The sequence below is a fragment of the Jiangella mangrovi genome, from assembly GCF_014204975.1.
Classification (GTDB): domain Bacteria; phylum Actinomycetota; class Actinomycetes; order Jiangellales; family Jiangellaceae; genus Jiangella; species Jiangella mangrovi.
Map to the genome: position 1 here is coordinate 3,313,841 of NZ_JACHMM010000001.1, position 24,552 is coordinate 3,338,392.

The 24,552-nt window shown below is 71.8% G+C and carries 17 protein-coding genes and 1 other RNA gene; 12 read left to right on the forward strand and 6 right to left on the reverse strand.

Going from position 1 to position 24,552, the window contains the following annotated elements; translation table 11 throughout:
* Positions 1-96 precede the first annotated feature (96 nt).
* The gene (locus HD601_RS15355; protein WP_184823217.1) at positions 97-4,965 is read left to right on the forward strand and encodes an NAD-glutamate dehydrogenase; all 4,869 of its coding nucleotides are present in this window, start codon (positions 97-99) and stop codon (positions 4,963-4,965) included.
* A 233-nt stretch (positions 4,966-5,198) separates the two neighbouring features.
* Here the strand turns inward: HD601_RS15355 and HD601_RS15360 are convergent, their stop codons facing one another.
* Positions 5,199-7,466 (reverse strand): MMPL family transporter, encoded by a 2,268-nt coding sequence (locus HD601_RS15360; RefSeq protein ID WP_184823219.1) that lies wholly within the window; start codon positions 7,464-7,466, stop codon positions 5,199-5,201.
* Positions 7,467-7,616: 150 nt separating this feature from the next.
* Here HD601_RS15360 and HD601_RS15365 point away from each other — a divergent pair, with 150 nt between their 5' ends.
* Positions 7,617-8,390, forward strand: coding sequence for a TetR/AcrR family transcriptional regulator (locus HD601_RS15365; RefSeq protein WP_184823221.1), 774 nt, complete (start codon positions 7,617-7,619; stop codon positions 8,388-8,390).
* Positions 8,391-8,462: 72 nt separating this feature from the next.
* On the opposite strand, the gene HD601_RS15370 is transcribed toward HD601_RS15365, so the two are convergent.
* Genes HD601_RS15370 through HD601_RS15385 form a run of 4 tightly spaced genes read right to left on the reverse strand, consistent with a single transcriptional unit; the run spans position 8,463 to position 12,082 of the window.
* Positions 8,463-9,680, reverse strand: coding sequence for an NAD(P)/FAD-dependent oxidoreductase (locus HD601_RS15370; RefSeq protein ID WP_184823223.1), 1,218 nt, complete (start codon positions 9,678-9,680; stop codon positions 8,463-8,465).
* Entirely contained in the window at positions 9,677-9,868 is a 192-nt protein-coding gene (locus HD601_RS15375; protein WP_184823224.1) for a ferredoxin, read from the reverse strand. The genes HD601_RS15370 and HD601_RS15375 overlap by 4 nt, the downstream gene beginning before the upstream one ends.
* Positions 9,865-11,076 (reverse strand): cytochrome P450, encoded by a 1,212-nt coding sequence (locus HD601_RS35755; RefSeq protein ID WP_221441009.1) that lies wholly within the window; start codon positions 11,074-11,076, stop codon positions 9,865-9,867. Before HD601_RS35755 ends, HD601_RS15375 begins: the two co-directional genes overlap by 4 nt.
* 22 nt (positions 11,077-11,098) lie before the next feature.
* A complete protein-coding gene (locus HD601_RS15385; RefSeq protein WP_184823226.1) occupies positions 11,099-12,082 on the reverse strand; it encodes an NAD(P)-dependent oxidoreductase in 984 nt (327 codons plus the stop codon).
* A gap of 218 nt (positions 12,083-12,300) precedes the next feature.
* Here HD601_RS15385 and prfB point away from each other — a divergent pair, with 218 nt between their 5' ends.
* The 8 genes from prfB (at position 12,301) to HD601_RS15425 (ending at position 20,421) form a co-directional block, all read left to right on the forward strand.
* Positions 12,301-13,404: a peptide chain release factor 2 gene (gene prfB, locus HD601_RS15390; RefSeq protein ID WP_184829904.1), complete on the forward strand. Its 1,104-nt coding sequence runs from the start codon at positions 12,301-12,303 to the stop codon at positions 13,402-13,404.
* A 148-nt stretch (positions 13,405-13,552) separates the two neighbouring features.
* On the forward strand, positions 13,553-14,242 hold the full coding sequence (gene ftsE, locus HD601_RS15395) for a cell division ATP-binding protein FtsE (RefSeq protein WP_131987948.1): 690 nt from the start codon (positions 13,553-13,555) through the stop codon (positions 14,240-14,242).
* 39 nt (positions 14,243-14,281) lie between these two features.
* Positions 14,282-15,187, forward strand: coding sequence for a permease-like cell division protein FtsX (ftsX, locus tag HD601_RS15400; RefSeq protein ID WP_184823228.1), 906 nt, complete (start codon positions 14,282-14,284; stop codon positions 15,185-15,187).
* Positions 15,188-15,575: 388 nt separating this feature from the next.
* The gene (locus HD601_RS35760; RefSeq protein ID WP_184823230.1) at positions 15,576-16,973 is read left to right on the forward strand and encodes a peptidoglycan DD-metalloendopeptidase family protein; all 1,398 of its coding nucleotides are present in this window, start codon (positions 15,576-15,578) and stop codon (positions 16,971-16,973) included.
* Positions 16,974-17,015: 42 nt separating this feature from the next.
* Positions 17,016-17,489: an SsrA-binding protein SmpB gene (gene smpB, locus HD601_RS15410; protein ID WP_184823232.1), complete on the forward strand. Its 474-nt coding sequence runs from the start codon at positions 17,016-17,018 to the stop codon at positions 17,487-17,489.
* An 8-nt stretch (positions 17,490-17,497) separates the two neighbouring features.
* Positions 17,498-18,517 (forward strand): DUF3048 domain-containing protein, encoded by a 1,020-nt coding sequence (locus HD601_RS15415; protein WP_184823234.1) that lies wholly within the window; start codon positions 17,498-17,500, stop codon positions 18,515-18,517.
* 30 nt (positions 18,518-18,547) lie between these two features.
* Positions 18,548-19,045, forward strand: coding sequence for a tetratricopeptide repeat protein (locus tag HD601_RS15420; protein WP_184823236.1), 498 nt, complete (start codon positions 18,548-18,550; stop codon positions 19,043-19,045).
* The gene (locus HD601_RS15425) at positions 19,042-20,421 is read left to right on the forward strand and encodes an MFS transporter (protein ID WP_343076504.1); all 1,380 of its coding nucleotides are present in this window, start codon (positions 19,042-19,044) and stop codon (positions 20,419-20,421) included. The genes HD601_RS15420 and HD601_RS15425 overlap by 4 nt, the downstream gene beginning before the upstream one ends.
* Here the strand turns inward: HD601_RS15425 and HD601_RS15430 are convergent.
* Positions 20,418-22,343, reverse strand: a complete 1,926-nt coding sequence (locus HD601_RS15430; protein WP_184823238.1) for an acyl-CoA dehydrogenase family protein — start codon at positions 22,341-22,343, stop codon at positions 20,418-20,420. The two genes, HD601_RS15425 and HD601_RS15430, sit on opposite strands and share 4 nt — an antisense overlap.
* A gap of 219 nt (positions 22,344-22,562) precedes the next feature.
* On the opposite strand from HD601_RS15430, the gene ssrA reads away from it, so the two are divergent.
* Positions 22,563-22,933, forward strand: a transfer-messenger RNA (tmRNA) gene (gene ssrA / locus HD601_RS15435).
* Between the two features lie 211 nt (positions 22,934-23,144).
* A complete protein-coding gene (locus HD601_RS33845) occupies positions 23,145-24,485 on the forward strand; it encodes a Fic family protein (RefSeq protein ID WP_221441012.1) in 1,341 nt (446 codons plus the stop codon).
* The last annotated feature ends 67 nt before the right edge of the window (positions 24,486-24,552 follow it).

Here is a 24,552-nt window from a genome sequence, read left to right on the forward strand (position 1 = left end):
GCGAGGCCCGGGAAGCGGGCGCGGCGGCGAGCTACTAATGTTCAGAGAGGTTCCGTACAACGACGTGCGGGGTCTCGTTCCGGGGGTTGGTGGAAGATGCGCAATCGGCTCGACGAAGCCAAGTCCGAGCTCCTCGCGAAGGCAGCACTGGTCGGCGACCGGGGAAGTCGCGACGAGGACGAGGCCTTCCTCCGCCGGTACTACCGGCACGTTGCCGCCGAGGACCTGGTCGACCGCGACGTCGTCGACGTCTACGGGGTCGCCGCCTCGCACCGGCGCAGCGCCCAGAGCAGGCCGCAGGGCACCGCCGTCGTCAACGTCTACACGCCCACCATCGACGAGCACGGCTGGGCGTCCGGGCACACCATCGTCGAGGTCGTCATCGACGACATGCCGTTCCTGGTCGACTCCGTCACCATGGCGCTGGCCGAGCACGACCACGCCATCCGCCTCGTGGTGCACCCGCAGCTGGTGGTCCACCGCGACATCACCGGCGAGCTGGTCGAGGTCCTCGACCTCAACGAGAACGACCCCCGCCGCGACTCCGACACCATCGTCGAGTCGTGGATGCACGTCGAGATCGACCGCACCGACGACCCCGCCGACCAGGCCGCCATCGAGCGGCTGCTGCGCGACGTGCTCCGCGACGTGCGCGAGGCGGTCGAAGACTGGCCGCGCATGCGCCAGCGCGCCATCGACATCGCCGACGACCTCGGCAAGGCGCCGTCGCCGGTCAACGATCCCGAGATCGACGAGGCCCGCGAGCTGCTGCGCTGGCTGGCCGACGACCACTTCACGTTCCTCGGCTACCGCGAGTACCAGCTCGACCAAGTCGACGGCGAGGACGTCCTGCGGGCGGTCACCGGCACCGGGCTGGGCGTCCTGCGCTCGGACCAGGACCTCTCCGGCTCGTTCGGCAAGCTGCCGCGCGAGGTGCGGGCCAAGGCGCGCGAGAAGCAGCTACTGGTCCTGACCAAGGCCAACTCGAAGGCGACGGTGCACCGCCCGGCCTACCTCGACTACGTCGGCGTCAAGACCTTCGACGCCGCCGGCGAGGTCGTCGGCGAGCGGCGCTTCCTGGGCCTGTTCACGTCGGCCGCCTACACCGAGAGCGTGCTGCGCATCCCGGTGCTGCGGCGCAAGGTCCAAGAGGTCATCGAGCAGGCCGGGTTCGCGCCGTCCGGGCACTCCGGCAAGGACCTCCTGCAGGTGCTCGAGACCTACCCGCGCGACGAGCTGTTCCAGATCCCGGCCGAGGAACTGCTGCCCACCGCGCTCGCCGTCGTGCACCTGCAAGAGCGCCGGCACCTGCGCATGTTCATCCGCCGCGACGACTACGGCCGCTACCTCTCGTTCCTCGTGTACCTGCCGCGCGACCGGTACAACACCGACGTGCGCGAGCGCATCCAGCGCATCCTGCTGGCCGCCACCGACGGCGACTCCATCGACTTCACCGCGCGCGTCGGCGAGGCGGCCCTGGCCCGGCTGCACTTCGTGGTCCGCATGAAGCGCGACCAGGGGCTGCCCGAGATCGATGTCGCGGCGCTCGAGAAGCAGCTGGTCGGCGCCACCCGGTCGTGGACCGACGAGCTGTCGGACTCGTTGGCCGAGCAGGTCGGCGAGGAAGGCGCGGCGAAGCTGCTGCGCCGCTACCGCCAGGGCTTCCCCGAGGGCTACAAGGCCGACTTCCCGGCGCGGACGGCGGTGGCCGACGTGCGCCGGCTCGAGGAGCTGCCCGCCGCCGACGGCCTGGGCATGAACCTCTACCAGCCGGTCGGCGGACTGGCCAGCGACCGCCGCTTCAAGATCTACCGCACCGGCACGCCCATCTCGCTCACGCAGGTACTGCCCATCCTGTCGCGCATGGGCGTCGAGGTGGTCGACGAGCGCCCGTACGAGATCATCCGGCGCGGGCCCGACGGCGAGTCGACGGCGTACATCTACGACTTCGGCCTGCGCTACCGCGGGCTGCGCGCCACCGACGCCGACCGCCTCAAGGTGCTGTTCCAGGACGCGTTCGCCGCGGTCTGGCGGGGCGACGCCGAGAGCGACGGGTTCAACGCGCTGGTGCCGCAGGCCGGGCTGTCGTGGCGGCAGGCGTCCATCCTGCGCGCGTACGCCAAGTACCTGCGTCAGACCGGCACCACGTTCAGCCAGAACTACCTCGAGGAGGCGCTGTCCGGGCACGTCGACGTCGCGCGCATGCTCGTCGACCTGTTCGAGACCCGCTTCGACCCCGAGCGGCACGGCGACGACCCCAGCACCCGCGCCGACGCCGCGAAGCAGCTGACGGTGCGCATCGAGGAGGCCCTCGACCAGGTCGCCAGCCTCGACCAGGACCGCATCCTGCGCTCGTTCCTGCGGCTGGTGAACGCCACGCTGCGGACCAGCTACTACCGCACCACCGTCGCGGGGCCGCAGACCGTCACCAGCTTCAAGCTCGACTCACGGTCGCTGCCGGAGCTGCCCGACCCGAAGCCGATGTACGAGATCTGGGTCTACTCGCCCCGGGTCGAGGGCGTGCACCTGCGCTTCGGCGCCGTCGCCCGCGGCGGGCTGCGGTGGTCCGACCGCCGCGAGGACTTCCGCACCGAGATCCTGGGCCTGGTCAAGGCACAGGCCGTGAAGAACTCCGTCATCGTGCCGGTCGGCGCCAAGGGCGGCTTCGTCGGCAAGCTGCTGCCCGATCCCGCCGTCGACCGCGAGGCGTGGCTGGCCGAGGGCATCGAGTGCTACAAGACGTTCATCCGGGCCATGCTCGACATCACCGACAACCGCGCGGCCGACCGCAGCGTCGTCGCGCCGCCGCAGGTGGTCCGCCACGACGGCGACGACCCCTACCTGGTGGTCGCGGCCGACAAGGGCACCGCCGCGTTCTCCGACATCGCCAACGAGGTGTCCAAGGAGTACGGGTTCTGGCTCGGCGACGCGTTCGCGTCGGGCGGGTCGGCCGGCTACGACCACAAGGCCATGGGCATCACCGCCCGCGGCGCCTGGGAGTCGGTGAAGCGGCACTTCCGCCAGCTCGGCCGCGACACCCAGACCGAGGACTTCACCGTGGTCGGCGTCGGCGACATGTCCGGCGACGTGTTCGGCAACGGCATGCTGCTGTCCGAGCACATCCGGCTGGTGGCCGCGTTCGACCACCGGCACATCTTCCTCGACCCGAGCCCCGACGCCGCGGAGTCCTACGCCGAACGCCGTCGCCTGTTCGACCTGCCGCGGTCCAGCTGGAACGACTACGAGCCCAAGCTGATCAGCGACGGTGGTGGCGTGTACCCGCGCACGGCCAAGACGATCACGTTGACGGCGCAGGTCAAGGAGGTGCTGGGTATCGACCCGGCGGCCGAGACCATGACGCCGCCCGAGCTGATGCACGCCATCCTGGCCGCTCCCGTCGACCTGCTGTGGAACGGCGGCATCGGCACCTACGTCAAGGCATCCACGGAGTCGCACGCCGAGGTCGGCGACAAGGCCAACGACGCCATCCGCGTCGACGGCGCCGACCTGCGGGCGCTGGTGGTCGGCGAGGGCGGCAACCTCGGCCTGACCCAGCGCGGCCGGGTCGAGTTCGCCCTGGCCGGCGGCAAGGTCAATACCGACGCCATCGACAACTCCGCCGGCGTCGACACCTCCGACCACGAGGTCAACATCAAGATCCTGCTCGACGGCGTCGTGCGGGCCGGTGACCTCACCGACAAGCAGCGCAACGAGCTGCTGGCCGCCATGACCGAAGAGATCGGCGACCTCGTCCTCGCCAACAACTACGGGCAGAACATCGCGCTGGCCAGCGCCACCTTCCAGTCGTCGAACCTGGCGCACGTGCACCGGTCGTTCCTGTCCAAGCTCGAGAGCCAGGGCAAGCTCGACCGCAACCTCGAGGCGCTGCCCACGGACCGCCAGCTGGCCGAGCGCATGAACGCCGGCCGCGGCCTCACCGGCCCGGAGCTGTCGGTCCTGCTCGCGTACACCAAGAACCTCATGTACGAAGAGCTGCTGGCCGGCGGCATGCCCGACGACCCGTACCTCGGCGCCGCGCTGCACGCGTACTTCCCCAGCGCGCTGCGCGACCGCTACGGCGACGTCATCGACGAGCACCCGCTGCGCCGCGAGATCATCACCAACGTCGTGGTCAACGAGCTGGTGAACACCGCCGGCACGACGTTCGCATACCGCCTGGGCATGGAGACGGGCGGCACGGTCGAGGACCTCGCGCGGGCGCACACCATCGGCGGCGTCGTGTTCCAGATCCCCGAGCTCATGGCCGCGGTGAAAGAGCTCGACAACGTCGTGGCGTTCGACGTCCAGACCCGCATGCGCCTCGAGGGGCGGACCATCACCGAACGGGCGACGCGGTGGCTCTGCGTCAACCGCCGCCCACCCATCGACATCGCCTGGCAGATCGGGTTCTTCGAGGAGCCCATCGCCCGGCTGCTGGTGGCGCTGCCCGACGTCCTGGTCGGCCGCGAGCTCGACCTGTACCACGAGCGGCTCGAGGCGCTGACGGCCGAGGGCGTGCCGGAGCCGCTCGCGGTGCGGGTCGCCGTCCTGCCGCCGGCCTACGCCGGGCTCGGCATGGTCGAGAACTCACTCGCCACCGGCACCGACCTGCTCGAGGTGGCCCGGGTGCACTTCACCCTGGGCGCGTTCCTCGAGCTGGGCCGGCTGCTCGAGCGGATCATCTCGCTGCCGCGGCTCGACCGCTGGCAGACCATGGCCCGAGCGGCCCTGCGCGACGACCTCCACGCGGTGCAGGCGGCGCTGACGGCGCAGGTCATCCAGCACACCGACGAGGAGTCGTCGCCGCAGGACCGGGTCGAGGCCTGGGCCGCGCAGGACGAGGTCGTCGTCGCCCGGGCGCAGGACATGCTGCGCGAGATCGTCGAGGGCGACAGCTTCGACCTCTCCCGGCTGTCGGTCGGCCTGCGCGCCGTCCGCGGTCTGCTCCGCTCCGACGCGACCTAGGGTTCCGGGTTCCGGTGGACGGGCGGGAGGATGCGGAGCCGGCTCCGCATCCTCCCGCCCCTCCACCTGGTGAGCCCGGGTTGCGTGGGCGACGTCGGCTTGGGGTGGGTGTGGTCCCCGCCCGGTTGGGAGGGTGCCCACCCTACGGGCGGGTACCGACAACGCGCGTCGACGGTGATGGCGGGTGGTTTGGTGGGGCTATGGCGCCACCAAACCACCCGCCATCGTTGGCACTACCTCGCGGTGGTGAGCTCCGGCTCGCCGGCGCCGCGGGTGTCGCCGTCGGCGTCGGGGAGGTAGAGCTCCGGCCGGCCCTCGACGTGCAGCTGGGGAAGCCGGCGCTCGAGCCAGGACGGCAGCCACCAGTTCGCCCGGCCGAGCAGGTGCATGACGGCGGGCACCAGCAGCATCCGCACCACGGTGGCGTCGACGAGGATCGCCGCGGCCATGCCGACGCCGATGACCTTGAGGAACACCTCGGGGCTCGGGATGAACGCCGCGAACACCGCCACCATGATCGCCGCCGCGGCGGTGATGACGCGCCCGGTGCCGGCCAGCCCTTCGACGATCGCCCGGGCGTTGTCGCCCGTGCGGGTCCAGGCCTCGCGCATTCGGCTGATGAGGAACACCTCGTAGTCCATCGACAGGCCGAAGAGCACCGCGAACACCAGCACCGGGATGAACGCCGGCATCGGCGTCTCGGTGTCGATGCCGACCAGTCGCCCGGCCCACCCGCCCTCGAGCACCAGCGCGACCACGCCGTACGCGGCGGCGACGGAGAGCAGGTTCATCAGCGCGGCCGTGATCGGGATGACGATGCTGCGGAACGACACCAGCAGCAGCACCATCGAGAGGATCACGACGCCGCCGATCAGCAGCGGCAGCCGCTCGGCCGTGTTCTCGGTGGAGTCGATGGCGGTCGCCGTCACGCCGCCGACGTGCACCTCGACGCCGGCGTCGGGAAGGACGTCGTCGCGCAGGGTGTGCACCAGGTCCTCGGTGGTGCCGTCCTGCGGGCCGGTGGTGGGCAGGACGGTGAGCAGCGCGGCGTCGCGGGCCTCGTTGACGACCGGGGGCATGACGGCCGCGACACCGGCGGTCCCCGTCACCGACTCGGCCAGCGCCGGCAGCGCCGCCTCGTCGCTCGGGTCGTCGAGGTCGGCGACGAGCAGCAGCGGGCCGTTGGCGCCCGGGCCGAAGCCGTCGGACAGCAGGTCGTAGGCCTGTCGCGAGGTGCGGTCCTCGGGGCTGTTGCCGGCGTCGGGGAAGCCGAACCGGACGCCCAGGAACGGCGCGGCGAGGGCCAGCAGCAGGCCGACACCCACCACCGTCGCGACGATGCTGTGCCGGTCGACCAGCGTGCCCCAGCGCAGCCAGGTGCGCGACGGCTCGACGTGCCCGCCGGCGGCCAGCTGCACCGTCCGGCCGCGGCGGCCGAGCGGAAGGCGCAGCCGGTCGACCCAGCCGCCCCAGAACCCGAGCAGCGCCGGGAACAGCGTCGCGGCCGCGGCCATGACGATGAGGACGGCGACGATGGTGACGAGCGCTGCGCCCTGCATGAACGACAGGCCCATGGCGAACAGGCCGAGCATGCTCACCATGACGGTGCTGCCGGCGACCATGACGGCGCGGCCGGCGGTGTCGAGCGTCGCGACGGTGGCCCGCTCCGGGGCCAGTCCGGCGGCCCGCCACTCGCGGAATCGCGTGACCATGAGCAGGACGTAGTCGATGCCCAGCGCGATGCCCATCATCGTGGCCAGCGCCGTCGACCAGTCCGGCACGTCGACGAGGGCGGCGACGATGCCGGTGAGCGCGCCGCTGAGCGCGAGCCCGGCGACCGCGACGATCAGCGGCAGTCCGGCCGCGACCACCGAGCCGAACGTGATGAGCAGGATCACCGCGGCGGCGGCCATGCCGATGGCCTCGGAGCCGATCTCGCCCTGCTCGGCCAGCGCGACGGTCTGCCCGCCGAGCGCGATCTCGAGACCCGGCCGCTCGGCCGCGTCGGCCATGGCCAGGAGCTCCTCGGTCTCCTCGACCGGCATGTCGTCGGGCAGGACGACGTCGAGGTTCACGGTGGCGACGAGGATGTCGCCGCTCTGCGCGATGCCGCCGGGCGTGGTGTACGGGTCGTCGACGGCGACGACGTGCGGCTGGGTGCGCAGCTCGTCGAGCAGCGCGGTGACATCGGCCTGGACCTCGGGGTCGGTGACGGCGCCGTCGGCGCGGACGACGACGTCGATGGTGTCGCCGGACTGCGCGGGGAAGCGCTCCTCGAGCAGGTCCTGCGCCTGCCGCGAGTCCGAGCCGGGTGCGGAGTAGTCGGCGGTGAACTCGCCGGCGAAGGCCGCCGAGAGCCCGAACGCGGCCGCGATGGCGACCACCCAGGCGGCGACCACGCGGCCGCGGCGGCGGTAGGAGACGCCGGCCAGCCGGCCGAGCACGCCAGGTCGTGGGGGAGCGGCAGCCGGCCGCTCGTCGTCGGTGGTGGACTGGGTCATCGGTTCTGCCCCTCGAGCGTTACGTGACGTAGCGTTAGAACTGTTATGCTTCATAACAAACACGAGGCGGCGAAACTTGTCAAGAGGGTTCACGTCTGTGACGATGCTTCACGCATTTCGGCCTACGGGCGTCACGAGGAGGTGGCACGGATGGTGGATCCGGTGAACGAGGCCGGCAGTGGGCCGGAGCGGCCGCCGTCGCGCCGCGAGCGCGCCCGCGCCGCGACCATCGAGGAGATCAAGCAGACCGCGATGGGCCTCATGCGCGAGCAAGGCACCACGGACTTCCGGTTCTCCGACATCGCGCGGCTCATGGGCATGACGGCGCCCGCGCTGTACCGCTACTTCGCCGACCGCGACGAGCTGCTCACCGCGCTCATCGTCGACGCCTACGACGACCTCGGCACCGCCGTCGCCGCCGCCCGCGACCAGGTCCCCCTCGACGACCCCGGCGGCCGCTTCACCGCCGTCGCGCAGTCCTACCGCCGCTGGGCGCGCGAGGAGCCGCAGCGGTTCGCGCTGATCCTCGGCCCGCCCGTCCCCGGCTACCACGCGCCCGAGGAGGGCCCCACGACGGAGGCTGCCCGCCGCGCGATGGCGCAGCTCAAGTCGCTGTTCTACGAGGCCGCCCAAGCCGGTGTCCTGCGCAAGCCCATGCTCGGCGACGACGGCACCATCGCCCGGCTGCTGGCCGAGCACCACGAGCCGAAGGAACAGCTGCCCATCGACGGCCCGCCGGTGCCGCCGGAGACCTTCCAGGCCATGCTGCACTGCTGGTCGAGCATGCACGGCTTCGCCAGCCTCGAGGCCTACGGCCACCTCGAGTGGCTCCCGATCGAACTGCGCGACGCCGTCTTCGAGTCGAGCATCCGCCTCGTCGCTAAGGTCGCCGGCCTCCCCGAGCCGATCACCGGCCCGTCCTGACGCCTCGGCCGGTGGCGTCGGGAGGGACTCGTTCCCGCTATAGCGGGGAGAACTCCCTCGTGATCTTCGCGATCAGGCGGCGACAGCCTCGCTCCAGGGGACGCCGTCGGCCACCAGGGCGCGGGCGCGCAGCAGCTCTCGCGGCGACCGCCAGCCGAGCGCGCCGACGACCCGCTCGGCGCGGCCGTAGAGGGCGACGAAGCGGCGCTCGTCGATCGAGCCGCTGATCACCGCGAACCGGTCGGTCGCCGTCGTCTCGCCGTAGGTCTGGAGCTTGGTGTCGTACTGGTCGCTCCAGACGTAGGGCACCGGCTCGTACGGATCGCCCGGGTCCAGCATGGCCCGGGCCGCGGCCATGGCCTGCTCGGTCGCGTTGGTGCGGTGCTCGACCCGCAGGCTGGCGCCGCGGCCGCGGTGGAACCAGCGGGCGACGTCGCCGGCGGCGAAGACGCCCGGCGCGGCCCGGCACCACGCGTCGCAGCCGACGCCGTCGGCGAGATCGAGCCCGCTGCCCGCGAGCCACTCGGTCGCCGGGGTCGTGCCGATCGCCACCAGCACACAGGTCGTCGCGAACCGCGCGCCGTCGTCCAGCCGCACCCCGGTGACCCGGTCGCCGTCACGCTCGATGGCCGCCACCGATCGGCCCAGCCGCAGGTCGACGCCGTGCTCGGCGTGCAGGTCGGCGAGCAGCCCCGCGACGACGGGGCCGACTTGGCGCAGCATCGGCGCCGGCGACGGGTCCACGAGCGTCACGTCGATGCCGAGTCCGCGCAGCGTCGCCGCGGCCTCCGCGCCCAGGAACCCGGCCCCGATGACGACGACGCGCCCGGCGTCGTGGGCGGCCGCCTTGAACGCGACGGTGTCGTCGAGCGTGCGCAGCACGTGCACACCGCGCAGCCCGTCCGTGCCCGGCCAGGTGCGCGGGCGGACGCCGGTGGCGATGAGCAGCCGGTCGAAGCCCAGCTCGACGCCGTCAACGCCGTCGCCGTCGCCGTCGGAGCCGCCCACCCGCACCGTCCGCCCGGCGACGTCCAGTGCCGTCGCCGCCGCGCCCAGGCGGCAGCCGATGGAGAGGTCGTCGTACCGGTCGCGGGGCAGCAGCTCCAGCCGGTCCGCCGCCCACGCGCCGGCGAGCAGCTGCTTCGACAGCGGCGGCCGGTCGTAGGCGAGGTGCGGCTCGGAGCCGACGACGGTGAGCTCGCCGTCGAACCCGTCGGCACGCAGCGACTCCGCCGCCGTCAGCCCGGCCGCGGACGCGCCCACGACGACGATGCGCCGCGGCGGCGTCAACCGTCCACCGTGATGGCGCGGGCCGGGCAGAGCCGGGCGGCGAGCCGCACGTCGTCGGCCTGGTCGGCCGGGGGATCGTCGTCGAGCAGGACGGCGAGACCGTCGTCGTCCTGGTCGAACACGTCCGGCGCGGCCATGACGCACTGCCCGCCGCCGACGCAGCGGTCGATCTCGACGAGGATCCTCACGACTGCTCCTCCCAGGTCACCGGCAGCGAGGCCAGGCTCAGGAACGCGTACTCCTTGATCGCCAGCGACCCGTCGTCCGTGGCGAGCCGCAGCGACGGGATGCGCCGGAACACCGTCTCGAGCACCGTCTGCAGCTCGACCCGCGCCAGCGGCTGCCCCAGGCACTGGTGCACGCCGTAGCCGAAGGCGACGTGGTGGCGGGCCTCGCGGTGCGGGTCGAACCGGGCGGCGTCGGGGAACGCGGTGTCGTCGCGGTTGGCCCCGGCGACCGCCGTGATGACGCCGTCGCCGGGCTCGATGACGTGCCCGCCGATCTCGATGCGCTCGACGGCGACCCGCGTCGGCGAGATGTGGAAGATGCTGATGTAGCGCAGCAGCTCCTCGACGGTGTCGGGGATCAACGACGGGTCGCGCTGCAGCTCGCGCAGCTGGTCCGGGTGGCGCAGCAGGGTCGCGATGCTGAGCGCGATCATGTTGGCGGTGGTCTCGTGGGCGGCGGTGATGAGCAGCCGGACGGCCGCGATCAGCTCCTCGCGGCTGACGGCGCCGGCGTCGAGCTGGTCGGCCACCAGCGCGCTGACGAGGTCGTCGGCGGGCTCGCGCCGCTTGCGCTCGATCAGCGCGTCGGCGTAGGCGAGCATCTCCTCCGTCGCGCGCAGGACGTCCTCGGGCGAGGTCGTGAGGGTGTTGCGCCGGTGGTCGAGGGCCTGGACGTGGTGGCGGTCCTCGAGCGGCATCCCCAGCACGCGGCAGATCGTGCGTGCGGGCACCTCGAGCGCCAGCGCCGGGACGAGGTCGACGGGCGGCGGCGTGGCCAGGAGGTCGTCGACCAGCTCGTCGACGATGCCCTGGACCATCGGCCGGAACGCCTCGACGCGCTTGACCGCGAAGTAGCGGGTGAACACCCGGCGCAGCCGCCCGTGCTCGGGTGGGTCCATGGTGATGAACGTGCGCCCGGACCGCTCCAGCGCCTCGCGGCCGGCGGTCGGGAACGGGAACCCGGGGTGGCTGCGGTCGGCGCTGATCCGCGGGTCCGACAGTAGCGAGCGGACCTCGTCGTAGCCGGTGACCAGCCAGGCGGTCCGGCCGTCGAAGAGCCGGACGCGGGCCAGCCCGCCCTGGTCGCGGACGATGGCGTAGCCCTCGGGCGGGTCGAACGGCGACGGCCGCGCCATCGGGAACGCGGGGAGGGGCTCGGTCTGGGTCACGATGTCACCTCACGGGTCGGGTTCACGACGGGGTCACGGCCGGGTTCAGGGCGGGCGGGCGGACGCCGCGCCGAACGAAGTCGAGGGCGATCCGGGCCGCCGTCGTGCCCAGCTGCTCCTCGGAGCCCTGCGAGTACCAGGCGACGTGCGGGGTGACGACGACGTCGGTGCGGTCCAGCAGCGCGGCGTGCCGGGACACGTCGGGCTCACCCTCCAGGACGTCCAGCCCCGCGGCCCGGACGATGCCGCCGTCGAGCGCCTCGACCAGGGCGGCGGTGTCGACGAGGCCGCCGCGCGCGGTGTTGACCACGACGGGGTTCCGGCGCATCCGCGCGAACGCGGCCCGGCCGAGGAGGTGGCGGGTGTCCGCCGTCAGCGGCGTGTGCAGGCTGACGACGTCGCTCGTGGCCAGCAGCTCGTCGAACGCGACGGCCACGGCGCCGGCCTGGTCGAAGGCGTCGGGGCCGACGAACGGGTCGTGTGCCACGACCTCCATGCCCAGCGCCCGCGCGCGCAGCGCCGTCGCCGAGCCGATGCGGCCGAGGCCGACGACGCCGAGGCGGCTTCCGTGCAGCCGCAGGACCGGTGGGCGCTCGACGGCGAGCCAGTCGGCGCCGTCGCGGCCCGCCGCCTGGAAGTGCCCGAGCCGGCGGGTCGCGGCCAGCATGAGCAGGACGGCGTGATCGGCCACCTCGTGGGTCGCGTAGTCGGCGACGTTGGTGACCACGATGCCCAGGTCGGTCGCGGCGACGAGGTCGATGCGGTCGACGCCGACGCCCGCCCGGACGACCAGCCCGAGGCCGGGCAGCGACGAGAGCAGCTCGCGTGTGACGTCCGCCCCGCCGACGACCAGGGCGGCCGCGCCGGCCGCGGTGGCGAGGGCGGCGCCGTCGGGCTCGTCGGGCAGGACCACGGACGGCACGCCGGCCTGGTCGATGGTGCCCAGCGCGTGGGGCAGGAACGGCGAGGCGGCCGCCCAGATCGCGATCTCCGCTCGATCACCCACGTCGGGCGCACCACCCTCGCAACAGCATGGCATGCCGTTTCATGACGGCAACCTAGTGTCGGCCCCGACACACGTCAAGAGACGTGTCGGACGTGAATCGCGACATGGAACGCCGTGCGGTGTTGCCTGATCTCAGGCGACGCTGGCGTGCCGGGACGTCGTCGTTCCTGGAATGCGCGCGGCAGCGCGTACCCTTGTGCGACGTGGCAGCACGTGACATGGACGCCGAGATCTCGGAACTCTCGCAGACCCTGGCCAGCATCGAGAAGGTCCTCGAGCCGGACAAGATGCGCGAGCGCATCACCGACCTCGAGGCCCACGCGGCCGCGCCGGACCTGTGGGACGACGTCGAGCAGGCGCAGCAGGTCACGAGCCAGCTCTCCTATCTGCAGGCCGAGCTGCGCAAGGTCACCGACCTGCGCCAGCGCATCGACGACCTCCCGGTCATGGTCGAGCTGGGCCGCGACGAGGGCGATGCCGACGCCCTGGCCGAGGCCGAGCGCGAGATCGACGACGTCCGGCGGGTGCTCTCCGACCTCGAGATCCGCACGCTGCTCTCCGGCGAGTACGACGAGCGCGAGGCCGTCGTCACCATCCGCTCCGGCGCCGGCGGCGTCGACGCCGCGGACTTCGCCGAGATGCTGCTGCGCATGTACCTGCGCTGGGCCGAGCGGCACGGCTACAAGACCGAGGTCCTCGACACCTCCTACGCCGAAGAGGCCGGCCTCAAGTCCGCGACCTTCGAGGTCAAGGCGCCGTTCGCGTACGGCACGCTGTCGGTCGAGGCGGGCACGCACCGGCTGGTGCGCATCTCGCCGTTCGACAACCAGGGCCGCCGGCAGACGTCGTTCGCGGCGGTCGAGGTCATCCCGCTCATCGAGACCACCGACCACGTCGAGATCCCTGAGAACGACATCCGCATCGACGTGTTCCGGTCGTCCGGTCCCGGCGGGCAGAGCGTCAACACCACCGACTCCGCCGTGCGCATCACCCACCTGCCGACCGGCCTGGTGGTGTCGATGCAGAACGAGAAGTCGCAGATCCAGAACCGTGCCGCCGCCATGCGCGTCCTGCAGTCCCGCCTGCTCCTCCTGCAGCGCGAGCAGGAGCAGGCGCAGAAGAAGGAGATGGCCGGCGACGTCAAGGCGTCCTGGGGCGACCAGATGCGCTCCTACGTCCTGCACCCGTACCAGATGGTCAAGGACCTGCGTACCGAGCACGAGGTCGGCAACCCCACCACCGTGTTCGACGGGCAGATCGACGACTTCCTCGAGGCCGGCATCCGCTGGCGCAAGCAGCAGGAGCAGGCCGAGTCGCAGTGAGCGCGAGTTCCGGGCACGGGAACCTTCGCGGCGCCACGCCGCGTTGGTTCTCCCAGCGTGCGGTGACCACCGGACGTACACTCACAGACGAGCTTCAGGCGGTCAGGGCCATCGCGGGAGCGTCTCACATCCAGATCGGCGAGGCATCGTGATCCTTTTCGACAACGTCAGCAAGCTGTATCCGACGCAGAACCAGGCGGCGCTGGACAGTCTGTCCCTCGAGATCGAGAAGGGCGAGTTCGTCTTCCTCGTCGGGCCGTCCGGGTCCGGCAAGTCGACATTCCTGCGACTCACGCTGCGTGAGGAGAAGCCGACGGCGGGCCGCATCCGGGTCGCCGGCAAGGACCTCCACCGCCTGTCCAACTGGAAGGTCCCGCACCTGCGCCGCCGCATCGGCACGGTGTTCCAGGACTTCCGGCTGCTGCCGAACAAGACGGTGTTCGAGAACATCGCGTTCGCGCTGCAGGTCATCGGCAAGCCGCGCCGGCAGATCAACCGCGACGTCCCCGCCGTCCTCGAGCTCGTGGGGCTCGACGGCAAGGAGGACCGCATGCCCGACCAGCTCTCCGGTGGCGAGCAGCAGCGTGTCGCCGTCGCCCGCGCGTTCGTCAACCGCCCGCTGATCCTGCTCGCCGACGAGCCGACCGGAAACCTCGACCCCGGCACCAGCGTCGGCATCATGAAGCTGCTCGACCGCATCAACCGCACGGGCACCACGGTGGTCATGGCCACCCACGACCAGTCCATCGTCGACCAGATGCGCAAGCGCGTCATCGAGCTCGAGCACGGCAAGCTGGTCCGCGACCAGTCGCGCGGCGTCTACGGCTACACCCGCTGACGCCGCCCTCACCCCGTACCCCTCGACCCGGAAGAAACCATGCGCTTCCAGTACGTCCTGTCCGAGATCGCCACCGGCCTGCGCCGCAACCTGACGATGACCATCGCACTGGTCATCGTGGTCGCGATCTCCATCGCCATGCTGGGCGCCGGGCTCCTGGTCCGGTCGCAGGCCGACACCACCAAGGGCTACTGGTACGACCGCATCGAGATCTCGGTGTTCATGTGCAACGAGTTCTCGACGGGGGCCGGGTGCGCCGACGGCGCCGTCACCGACGCGCAGCGCGACGCCATCCGGCAGACGCTCGAGTCGCACCCCGAGGTCGACGAGGTCTTCTACGAGAACCAGGAGCAGGCGTTCGAGCGGTTCAGCGAGCAGTTCGACGACTCCGACATCGGCGGCATCATCACGCCGGACCAGCTGCCGGAGTCGTTCCGCGTCGCCCTGCAGGACCCCGAGGAGTACGACGGCGTCGTCTCGGCCGTCTCCGGCCTGGCGGGCGTGCAAGAGGTCACCGACCAGCGCCAGCTGCTCGAGCCGCTGTTCCGGACGCTCTCCGGCTTCCAGCTGGCCGCGTTCGTCATCACGGGCATCCAGATCGTGGCGGCCGTCCTGCTCATCGGCAACACCATCCGGCTGGCCGCGTTCAACCGCCGCCGCGAGACCGGCATCATGCGTCTGGTCGGCGCGTCGAACTTCTACATCCAGCTCCCGTTCATCCTCGAGGCCGCCATCGCCGGCCTGCTGGGGTCGCTGTTCGGCGTCATCGCGCTGTTCGGCGGGGTCGAGTTCGTCGTCGGCCGGTTCATCGCGCCGAACCTGCAGTTCACCTCATGGGTCGACAGCAGTGACGTCTGGTCGGCGACGCCGTGGCTGCTGCTGTCCGGCGTCTTCATCTCGATGCTGGCGTCGTTCATCACGCTGCGCCGCTACCTGCGCGTGTAGCCGTCCCGTCCTGCGCTGCAAGCGCCGGTTCGCGAGTATTCGCAGAGATCTCACGTCGATGCCGTTCGTGCGCGCTCCCTCGAGCCTTGGCACGCTGGAGCGCTCCACGAACCGGGATAATTCGGGCGCCCGAGCTCGCTTCCGGCGTGCCAAGGGGTCGCCGCGGCCGTGCCAAGGCCCTCACGGCCCCGATCCCGGCTCGCGATGAGTCATCAGGGTGAAACTCCCTCTTGACCCGGTTTGCGGCCTCTTGCGGCTCTCGCCTGCACGAATGACAGTCGTGTAGTTCTCGTGGCCTCCTTCGCGGCCAGAGTGATTGATGTTACGGTCATGCACGAGTGGTACGAAGGGGGCCGCTGTGAAGGCTGTGACTAGTGGGACTTCGTGGGTGCGGCGCGTCACCGTGCTCGCCGTCACCGTCGGGCTGCTCTGTACGGGGCTGACCCAGGCAGTCGCCACGTCCGACGCCGAGCGGCGGCTCAAGGAGGCGCAGCAGGGGCTCGAGCGCGCCCAGGACGAGCTCGCCCACTCCACCCAGGCCCTCGCCGACGCCACGCAGGCCTTCCAGGCGGCGACGGCGCAGTTGCCGGCCGCGCAGGCCGGCCTCGCCACCGCCCAGCAGGGACTCGCCGCCGCCGAGCAGCAGCTCGAGGTGGCCCGCGGCGAGGTCGTCGCCGCGCGGGCCGCGGACGAGGCGGCGGCGGAGAAGCTGGCCGAGGCCGAGAAGAAGGTCGCCGACCAGGTCGTCAAGATCGACGACGTCACCCAGCGCATCGACGGCAAGCGCGCCTCGATCAGCCAGGTCGCCGTCGACGCCTACACCCGTGGTGTCGGTGCCGATCTCGCCAGCCTCACCATCCTCATGCAGGCCGACAGCATGGACGAGCTGGCCGCGCGCGCCGCGGCGTCGACGTCCGTGCTGACCGCCGAGAACAGCATCATGACCGACCTCAAGGAGGACCGCGCCGAGCTCGCCAACGAGCGCGTCGTCCTCGAGGACCTCGAGGCCGCGGCCGAGGTGGCCCGCCAGCAGGCGGCGGACACGCTGCAGGAGACCGAGCGGCGCGAGCAGGAGGCCCAGGCCGCCCGCGACGCCGCCCAGGCCGCCAGCGACGCCGCCGCGGCCGCGAAGGCGCAGGTCGACCAGCTCATCGCCACCCGCGACGGCGCCCGCACGGCCGCCGTCGCCGCCCAGGCCGGCGACCAGGCCCAGGCCGCGCAGTACGCGGCCGAGCGGGACCGCATCGAGGCCGAGATCGCCGCCATCGAGGCGCAGCAGGAGCAGGCCGAGCAGGAGGCCGAGGAGAACCAGAACTCCGGCGGCGGCGGTGGTGGCGGGGGCGGCTCCGGTGGTGGCGGAGGCGGCGGTGGCGGCGGTGGCGGCGGCGGCGGGTCCGCGGTCACGCTCGCCTTCCCGACCGCGAACCCGTACGTGACCTCGCCCTACGGCATGCGGGTCCACCCGGTCACCGGCGTCTACAAGTTGCACGACGGCACCGACTTCCGCGCCTATTGCGGGACGCCGATCCGCGCGGCCGCCGCGGGCACCGTCGAGTGGGCCTACTACCGGGGCGCCTACGGCAACCAGGTCGCCGTCGCCCACCGGCGCATGGTCACGACCTACAGCCACCTGTCCCGGTTCGCGGTGCGCGACGGCGAGAGCGTGTCGCAGGGCGAGGTCATCGGCTACTCCGGCACGACCGGCAGCTCGACGGCCTGCCATCTGCACTTCATGCTCTACGTCGGCGGCGACCGCGTGAACCCGATGAACTACCTCGGGCGGTAAACGCAGTCGTCTCGACGGCCCCGGAAATGCGATCCTTGGGGCATGGCACGAGAACGCGGACGCACCGTGGTGGCCCAGAACCGCAAGGCCCGCCACGAGTACCACATCGACGACACCTTCGAAGCGGGCATCGTCCTGACCGGCACCGAGGTCAAGGCGCTGCGCGCGGGCAAGGCGTCGCTGGTCGACGGGTACGCCGACGTCCGCGACGGCGAGGTCTGGCTGCGCAACGTGCACATCCCCGAGTACGACCTCGGCACGTGGAACAACCACGCGCCGCGGCGCTCGCGCAAGCTGCTGCTGCGCAAGGACGAGATCAAGCGGCTCATCGGCAAGACCAAGGAGACCGGCTTCACGCTGGTGCCGTTGTCGCTGTACTTCAAGGACGGCTACGCGAAGATCGAGCTGGCGCTGGCCCGAGGCAAGAAGGCCTACGACAAGCGGCACACCATCGCCGAGCGCGAGGCGAAGCGCGAGGCCGAGCGGGCCATGGCGCACGCCCGGCGGCGCGGCTGAGCGCTCCGGTGCGACGACGACGGGTCACGACGGCGGCAGCCTGCGGCCTCGCGGTGCTGCTGGCCGCTTGCGGCGGTGGGTCCGCTGCGCCGGCGCCGTCGCCGTCCGCTTCCGTTCCTTCGCCGTCCGCGACCGCCACGCCGAGTCCGACGCCCACCCCCGCTCCGGTCTGGCCGCTCACCGGGCTGCCCGCGCCGTCGGCCGCCGACATCGCGCGGCCGGCGCTGGTGGTGAAGATCGACAACACCGGCGGGGCGGAGCCGCAGCTCGGCCTGTCGTCGGCCGACCTCGTCGTCGAGGAACTGGTCGAGGGCGGGCTGACCCGGCTGGCCGCGCTGTTCCAGTCGACCGTGCCGCCGGTCGCCGGGCCGGTGCGCTCGGTACGCACGACCGACGCCGGCATCGCGCTGCCGGCCGGGGGCCTGCTGGTCGCGTCGGGCGGGGCGCAGCGGGTGCTGAAGGCGCTGGACGAGGCCGGCGTCACCGTGCTGAGCGGCGGCGGCAACGGGCTGTCCCGCGACCACGACCGGCCGGCGCCGTACAACGTCATGCTCGACCCCGCCGAAGCGCTGGCCGGCCTGCCCACGGGTGCCGGTGTTCCCGTGGGGCCGTACCTGCCGTGGGGTCCGGCGCCGTCCGGGGGCGCACCGGTGGCCGGGGTGGACGTCCGGTTCTCCGGCGCCCGCACCTCCAGCTGGACCTGGAACGACGGCCTCTGGGTGCTCGACGGCGACCGCGCGGCCTCCGGCGACGTCTTCGGCCCGGCGACGCTCCTGGTGCTGCGGGTCGCCGTCCGCGACGCCGGCTACGAGGACCCGGCCGGCAACCCGGTCCCCGAGACCGTCCTCGTCGGCTCCGGCGCCGCGACCCTGCTCACCGCCGGCACCGCCGTCGAGGGAGCCTGGTCGAAGGCCGCACCTGCGGCGCCACTCGTGCTCACCGACGCCACCGGCGCGCCCCTGCACGTGCCGCCGGGCCGGGTGTGGATCGAGCTGGTCCCCGACTCCGGCTCGGTGACCCTGCGCTGAGCGCGAGGGCCCCTGTGCGAGGGTGGCCCGATGAGCATGGACGAGGACTGGGAGGGCCGGGTCGCCGCGGCCTGGGCGCTGATCGACGACCACGAGGAGGCCGACTTCGTCGCGCTGATCGACGGCTTGGCGGCCGAGCTGCCGGCCGGACATCCGGTCGCGGCGTTCGAGCGGGCCTGCGCGTTCGACTCGACCGGCCGGCCCGACCTCGCCGAGCCGCTCTACCGCGAGGCGCTGACCGGTGAGCTGCCGGGCGAGCGCCGTCGCCGCGCGGTGATCCAGCTGGCCAGCTCGGTACGCAACCTCGGCCGGCCGCAGGAGAGCGTCGAGCTGCTGCGGGCGGAGCTCGAGCGCGGCTCCGACCACCTCGACGACGCCGTCCGGTGCGTGCTGGCGCTGGCCCTGACCGACACCGGCCGCGAGCGCGAGGCCGTCTCCGTCGCCGTCGGCGCCCTGGCCCGGCACCTGCCGCGCTACCAGCGCTCGATGGCGGCGTACGCCCGGGCGCTGATCTCACCGGAGGCCTGACGGCGTTGGAGCGTCGCCTGGTGCCGGCGCTGCTGTTCGTCGCGCTGGTCGTCGCCGTCGTCGGGAGCCTGGGCGCGCCGCTGATCACCGCGGTGGCGGCCGACTTCGGCGTCTCGCTGGCCGCGGCGCAGTGGACGCTCACGGCGCCGCTGCTGGTCGGTGCGGTCGCCACGCCGGTGCTGGGCCGGCTCGGCACCGGCCCGCGCCGCCGCCAGGTCGTCCTGGTCACCCTGGGCGTCGTCGTGGCGGGGAGCCTGCTGACGGTGCTGCCGCCGTCGGCCGGCTTCGGCTGGCTGCTGGCCGGGCGGGTGGCGCAGGGCGTGGGGCTGGGGCTGACGGCGCTGATGATGGGGGTCGCGCGCGACCACCTGCCGGCATCGCGGTCGGCGTCGACCATTGCGCTGCTGTCGGTGGCGTCCACCGTCGGCATCGGGATCGGCTACCCGCTGGCCGGGCTGCTGACGGCGGTGGCGGGGCTGCGGGCGGCGTACGGGCTCGGGCTGCTGATCACGGCGGTCGCGTTGGCCGCGGCGTGGCGGACCGTGCCGCAGGCGCCGGCCGGGCGGTCGGCGGCGGTCGATGTGCTGGGCGCGTCTCTGCTGGGTGCGGCGTTGCTGGCGCTTCTGCTGGCGATCGGTCAGACGACGGTGTGGGCGGAGCGCCCGTGGGTGGGCGTCGCGTTGCTGGCGGTGGCGGCCGGACTGCTCGTCACGTGGGTGGCGCGGGAGCGCCGGTCGGCGGCCCCGCTGGTCGATCTCGCCCTGCTGCGCCATCACGCGGTGGCCGGGGCGAACGCCGTCATGCTGGTGGGCGGGATCGGGATGTACCTGCTGCTGACGCTGGTGACCCGGTATGTGCAGACGCCGTCGTCAGCGGGCTACGGGTTCGGTGTCGGCGTGTTCGTCGCGGGCCTGGTGCTGGTGCCGTTCTCAGCGCTGGGGTTCGCCGGCGGCCGGGTGGTGCCGGCGCTGCAGCGGCGGCTGGCGCCGTCGTCGCTGCTGGCCGCCGGGGCGACTGCCGTGCTGGTGGCGCTCGTGGTGTTCGCGCTGACCCGCGACGCGCTGTGGCTGGCGTTCGCCGTCATGGGTCTGCTCGGGCTGGGCGTCGGCGTGTTCTCCGCGGCGATGCCGGCCGTGATCCTCGCCGTCACGCCGACCGGCGAGACCTCCAGCGCGATGAGCGTCACCCAGGTCGTGCGCAGCGTCGGCTTCGCGATCGGCAGCGCGTTGGGCGGGCTGACACTGGCCGCCCACACCCCGGCGGGCGCGGCTTTCCCCGCGGAGAGTGGGTACGCGGCGGCGGCCTGGCTCGGAGCCGCGGCGATGGCGGTCACCGTCGTCGCCGCCCTGACGCTTCGGCGCCCCGGCCGGGCCTAGAGAGCGCGGCGGGCGAGGTTCTCAGCGGGCTCTCCGGACGGCGTGGACGGGGCGATCCAGGGGCCGGTGCCCTCGCTCTGGTCCAGCACGTCGGCCTCGAACCAGGTGTGCTCGCCGGCCAGCACGGCCTTCGCGAGCGCCTCGTCGGAGCCGTCGGTGTTGTGCCACAGCGCGTCGAAGAGCCGCTCGATGCGCACGCGGGACTGCCGCGCGAACGCGTCGGCGAGCCTGCCGGCGCCGGGCTGGCCCTGCTCGGCGAGCATGCGGGCGCGGACGCAGCAGGCCGCGATGGCGAACAGCTCGGCGCCGATGTCGACGACGCGGGCGAGGAAGCCCTGCTTCTTCTCGAGGCCGCCCTGCCAGCGGGCCATGCCGTAGAACGTCGAGCGGGCCAGCCGCCGCGACGCCCGCTCGGCGTAGCGCAGGTGCGGCGCCAAGGGGCCGAACTCCTGGTACGACGTGGGCAGCTGCCCGGCGCCGGTGACGAGCTGCGGCAGCCACTTGGCGTAGAAGCCGGTGGCCTTGACGGCGGCCTTCGCCTTGCCGGTCAGCGCCACCTCGGGGTCGACGATGTCGCCGGCAGCCTGCAGGTGGGCGTCGACGGCCTCGCGGGCGATCAGCAGGTGCATGATCTCCGTCGAGCCCTCGAAGATACGGTTGATGCGCAGGTCGCGCAGGATCTGTTCCGCGGGCACGGCGCGCTCGCCGCGCGCTCGCAGCGACTCGGCGGTCTCGTAGCCACGGCCGCCGCGGATCTGCACCAGCTCGTCGGCGACCTGCCACGCCGTCTCGCTGCACCACAGCTTCGCCAGCGCCGCCTCGATGCGGATGTCGCGCCGGCCCTCGTCGGCCAGGTGCGCCGACAGGTCGAGGACGGCTTCCTGCGCGAATGCCGTCGCCGCGATGTAGGACAGCTTGTGCGCGACGGCGGCGTGCCGGCCGACCGGGCGGCCCCACTGGACCCGCTCCGCCGACCACTCGCGAGCGATCTTCAGGCACCACTTCGAGGCCGCCGTGCACAGCGCCGGGATGGACAGCCGGCCGGTGTTGAGCGTGGTCAGGGCGATCTTCAGGCCCTCGCCCTCACGCCCGATGCGGTCGGCCGCCGGGACCCGGACGCGGTCGAGGCGGGTGACGCCGTTCTCGATGCCCTTGAGTCCCATGAACGCGTTGCGGTGCTCGACGGTGATGCCGGGCGAGTCGGCCTCGACGACGAACGCCGTCACGCCGCCCTTGCCGCCGTCGTGCGCGGGCACCCGGGCCATGACGACCAGCAGCTCCGCGATGATACCGTTGGTGGTCCACAGCTTGGTGCCACTGAGCTCGTAGAACCGCCCGCCGTCGACCGGAACGGCTTCCGCGGCCAGCCGGGCCGGGTCGGACCCGACGTCGGGCTCGGTGAGCAGGAACGCGCTGATGGCGCCGGCCGCGCAGCGGGGGAGGAAGGCGCGCTTCTGGTCCTCGGTGCCGAACAGCTTCACCGGCTCCGGCACGCCGATGGACTGGTGCGCCGACACCAGCGCGCCGATGGACGGATGCACGCCGCCCAGCAGCATGAGCGCGCGGTTGTAGCCGACCTGCGTCAGCCCCGCGCCGCCGTACTCGCGCGGGATCTTCATGCCGAACACCCCGGCCCGTGCCATGGCCTTCACGTACTCGTCGGGAATGCGCGCCTCGCGCTCGATGACGGCGCCGTCGAGCTCCTCGCACACGCTGCGCAACCGGGCCAGGAACGCCGTCGTCGCGGCCTCGTCCTCGGCCGACTGCGACGGATGCGGATGGATGAGATCGAGCCGGAACCGGCCGAGATACAGCTCCTTCGCGAACGACGGCTTCTCCCACCGCGTCTCGCGGGCGGCCTCGGCGACCCGCCTCGCCTCGCGCTCGTCGACATGCTGGGTGCGGGTCTGGCTGCTGCTCATGCGCGCCTCCTTCGTCGGTGGCGTCGTACCCAATGTTACCCGCAAGTAGCGGCGGGCTGCGAGGCACAAACTGTTTGTAGTACAAACTGTTTGTACTGTTCGTTGCGCTCGCGCGCGCCTGGCCCGCTCTGCCCGGGGGAATCTCACTCGCCTGTGTGGCGTTGAAACAGGTAACCTTGGTGGACCTTCGGGTTCGCCCGGGGGATTGACAACTCCAGAGGGGCTGAGCGGTTTCGACTCTGTTCGTCGAACCAGGGGAAGCGGGCCGAGGAGGCCGCGTTAACTCGTTAACGCTCGCGGCAAACGTTACAAGTGCCAACGCTAAGCGCACTGACTTCGCTCTCGCCGCCTGAGGCAGAGTAGGAAGTCTGTCGACCCGGGTGTGTCTCCGCCCCGGTGTTCGGCATCATCAAGGGGACTCACCAACCGGTACGGTCACGGGACCGGTAGGGACACTTACGTGGCTGGGCTCGTCACGGTGAACTTGCCTGTGTGATCACCGGAGCCGAGTAGAGGCATAGCAGGCTGCGCCCGGAGAAGCCCTGGAGAAGCGTCGGAGGACCCGGGTTCGATTCCCGGCAGCTCCACTGCGTTCAACAGCCGAAGCGGCTGGTCAGAAGCGATTCTGACCAGCCGCTTCGTCGTGTCACGGCCGAGACCACAATGTCGATGCGGACTGTGCGCGGCGTTGGGTGCTGCCCTCGCCCGGCGCCGCACCCCAGCCGGAATGCACTCCATACTATTCTGACTTAGAGTTGCTAAGTCAGAATAGCTGCAGGCCGATTCCGGGTTGGAGGAAGCGTGAGTGAAGGTGAGCGCCAACCGACCGCGGACCGACCGGAGATCCGCCTCGACGTTCGGATCGAGGCACACGACGAGCGGGTCGTGCCATGGCGGCAGTCACAGAAGGGCGGGAGTCGCGAGGATCGTATGCTGCGCGAGGTCACCGTCAGCCTCCCGCCGAGGATCAGTGACTTCGCTCCCGAACTGCCATCCTTCGTCGCGACCCAGGTCGACGAGGCACTGACAGCGATCACGCGTCTCGACACCTTCCACGGGGAGCATCTGACCGCCCTGTCCGTGCTGCTGTTGCGAGCAGAGTCGGTGGCATCATCGAAAATCGAGCAGGTCGAAGCGTCGATGGAGGACTTCGCCCGCGCCTCACACGGGACGAGGTCCAACGCGTCGGCCACATCGATGGTCGCCTCAGCCAACGCGCTCGACAGCCTCATCGCCTCTGTCGACGGCCACGGTTCAGTCACTCTCGAAAACATCCTGACGGCCCACCGGATCCTGATGGCCGACGACCCCTACGAAGCAAGCCATGCCGGACGGCTGCGAGACATGCAGAACTGGATCGGTGGCTCGGACTACGCACCACGCAACACCCTCTACGTACCGCCGCCGGCCGAAACGGTCGAGGCGTACATGACAGACCTGCTCGAGTTCGCCAATCGGGATGACGTACCCGTGCTCGCCCAAGCCGCGGTCGCCCATGCCCAGTTCGAGTCGATCCACCCGTTCACCGATGGCAACGGTCGTATCGGGCGCGCCCTCGTCAACACGATCCTGCGCCGCCGCGGGGTGACATCTCGCGTCGTCGTCCCGATCGCGTCTGCCCTCGTAGCGAAGAAGGACACGTACTTCGAGGTCCTGACCGCCTACCGACAAGGCGACGGGGGTCCGATCATCCGGGCGTTTGCTCGCGCGACGCGCACGTCCGCACGCGAGTCCGAGACCTCGGCCCGGCGCCTCTCCGAACTGCCGGAGCAATGGTCGGCCATGTACGCCGAGAGGGCGGGCAAGGCGCCGCGATCAGGTAGCGCGGCACGCAAGATACTCGACCATCTGCCGAGCGTGCCGTTCTTCACGACCGAAGAGATGGAAGACCTCATCGGCGGCGCGACCTCATCGGTCTACAGCGCGATCGAGAAGTTGGCTGAGGCCGACATCCTCCGCCCGCTCACGAGCCGCAAGCGCAAGCAGGTCTGGTGTGCTGGCGCGATCATCGACGAGCTCGAAGATCTTGGAGACCGAGTCGCACGTCAGACGACCAGCGACCCGGTATGGCGCGACATCCAGCGCCAGGTCGTCGCTGATCTTGTCCGCCGGGACCAAGCCAGATGGTCGAATCTCCGCTAGGTCATCGCTCGTGCCGAGCTGTCCGCGCCAGCGCGCGCCGTGACCAGCCGCTTCGTCATGTCACGGC

What these genes read in the sequence shown, in the direction of transcription:
- HD601_RS15355 (WP_184823217.1), top strand. Translation starts at nt 97, where the DNA reads ATGCGCAATCGGCTCGACGAAGCCAAGTCCGAGCTCCTCGCGAAGGCA.
- HD601_RS15360 (WP_184823219.1), bottom strand. Translation starts at nt 7,466, where the DNA reads ATGACCCAGTCCACCACCGACGACGAGCGGCCGGCTGCCGCTCCCCCA.
- HD601_RS15365 (WP_184823221.1), top strand. Translation starts at nt 7,617, where the DNA reads ATGGTGGATCCGGTGAACGAGGCCGGCAGTGGGCCGGAGCGGCCGCCG.
- prfB (WP_184829904.1), top strand. Translation starts at nt 12,301, where the DNA reads ATGGACGCCGAGATCTCGGAACTCTCGCAGACCCTGGCCAGCATCGAG.
- ftsX (WP_184823228.1), top strand. Translation starts at nt 14,282, where the DNA reads ATGCGCTTCCAGTACGTCCTGTCCGAGATCGCCACCGGCCTGCGCCGC.
- smpB (WP_184823232.1), top strand. Translation starts at nt 17,016, where the DNA reads ATGGCACGAGAACGCGGACGCACCGTGGTGGCCCAGAACCGCAAGGCC.
- HD601_RS15420 (WP_184823236.1), top strand. Translation starts at nt 18,548, where the DNA reads ATGAGCATGGACGAGGACTGGGAGGGCCGGGTCGCCGCGGCCTGGGCG.
- HD601_RS15430 (WP_184823238.1), bottom strand. Translation starts at nt 22,343, where the DNA reads ATGAGCAGCAGCCAGACCCGCACCCAGCATGTCGACGAGCGCGAGGCG.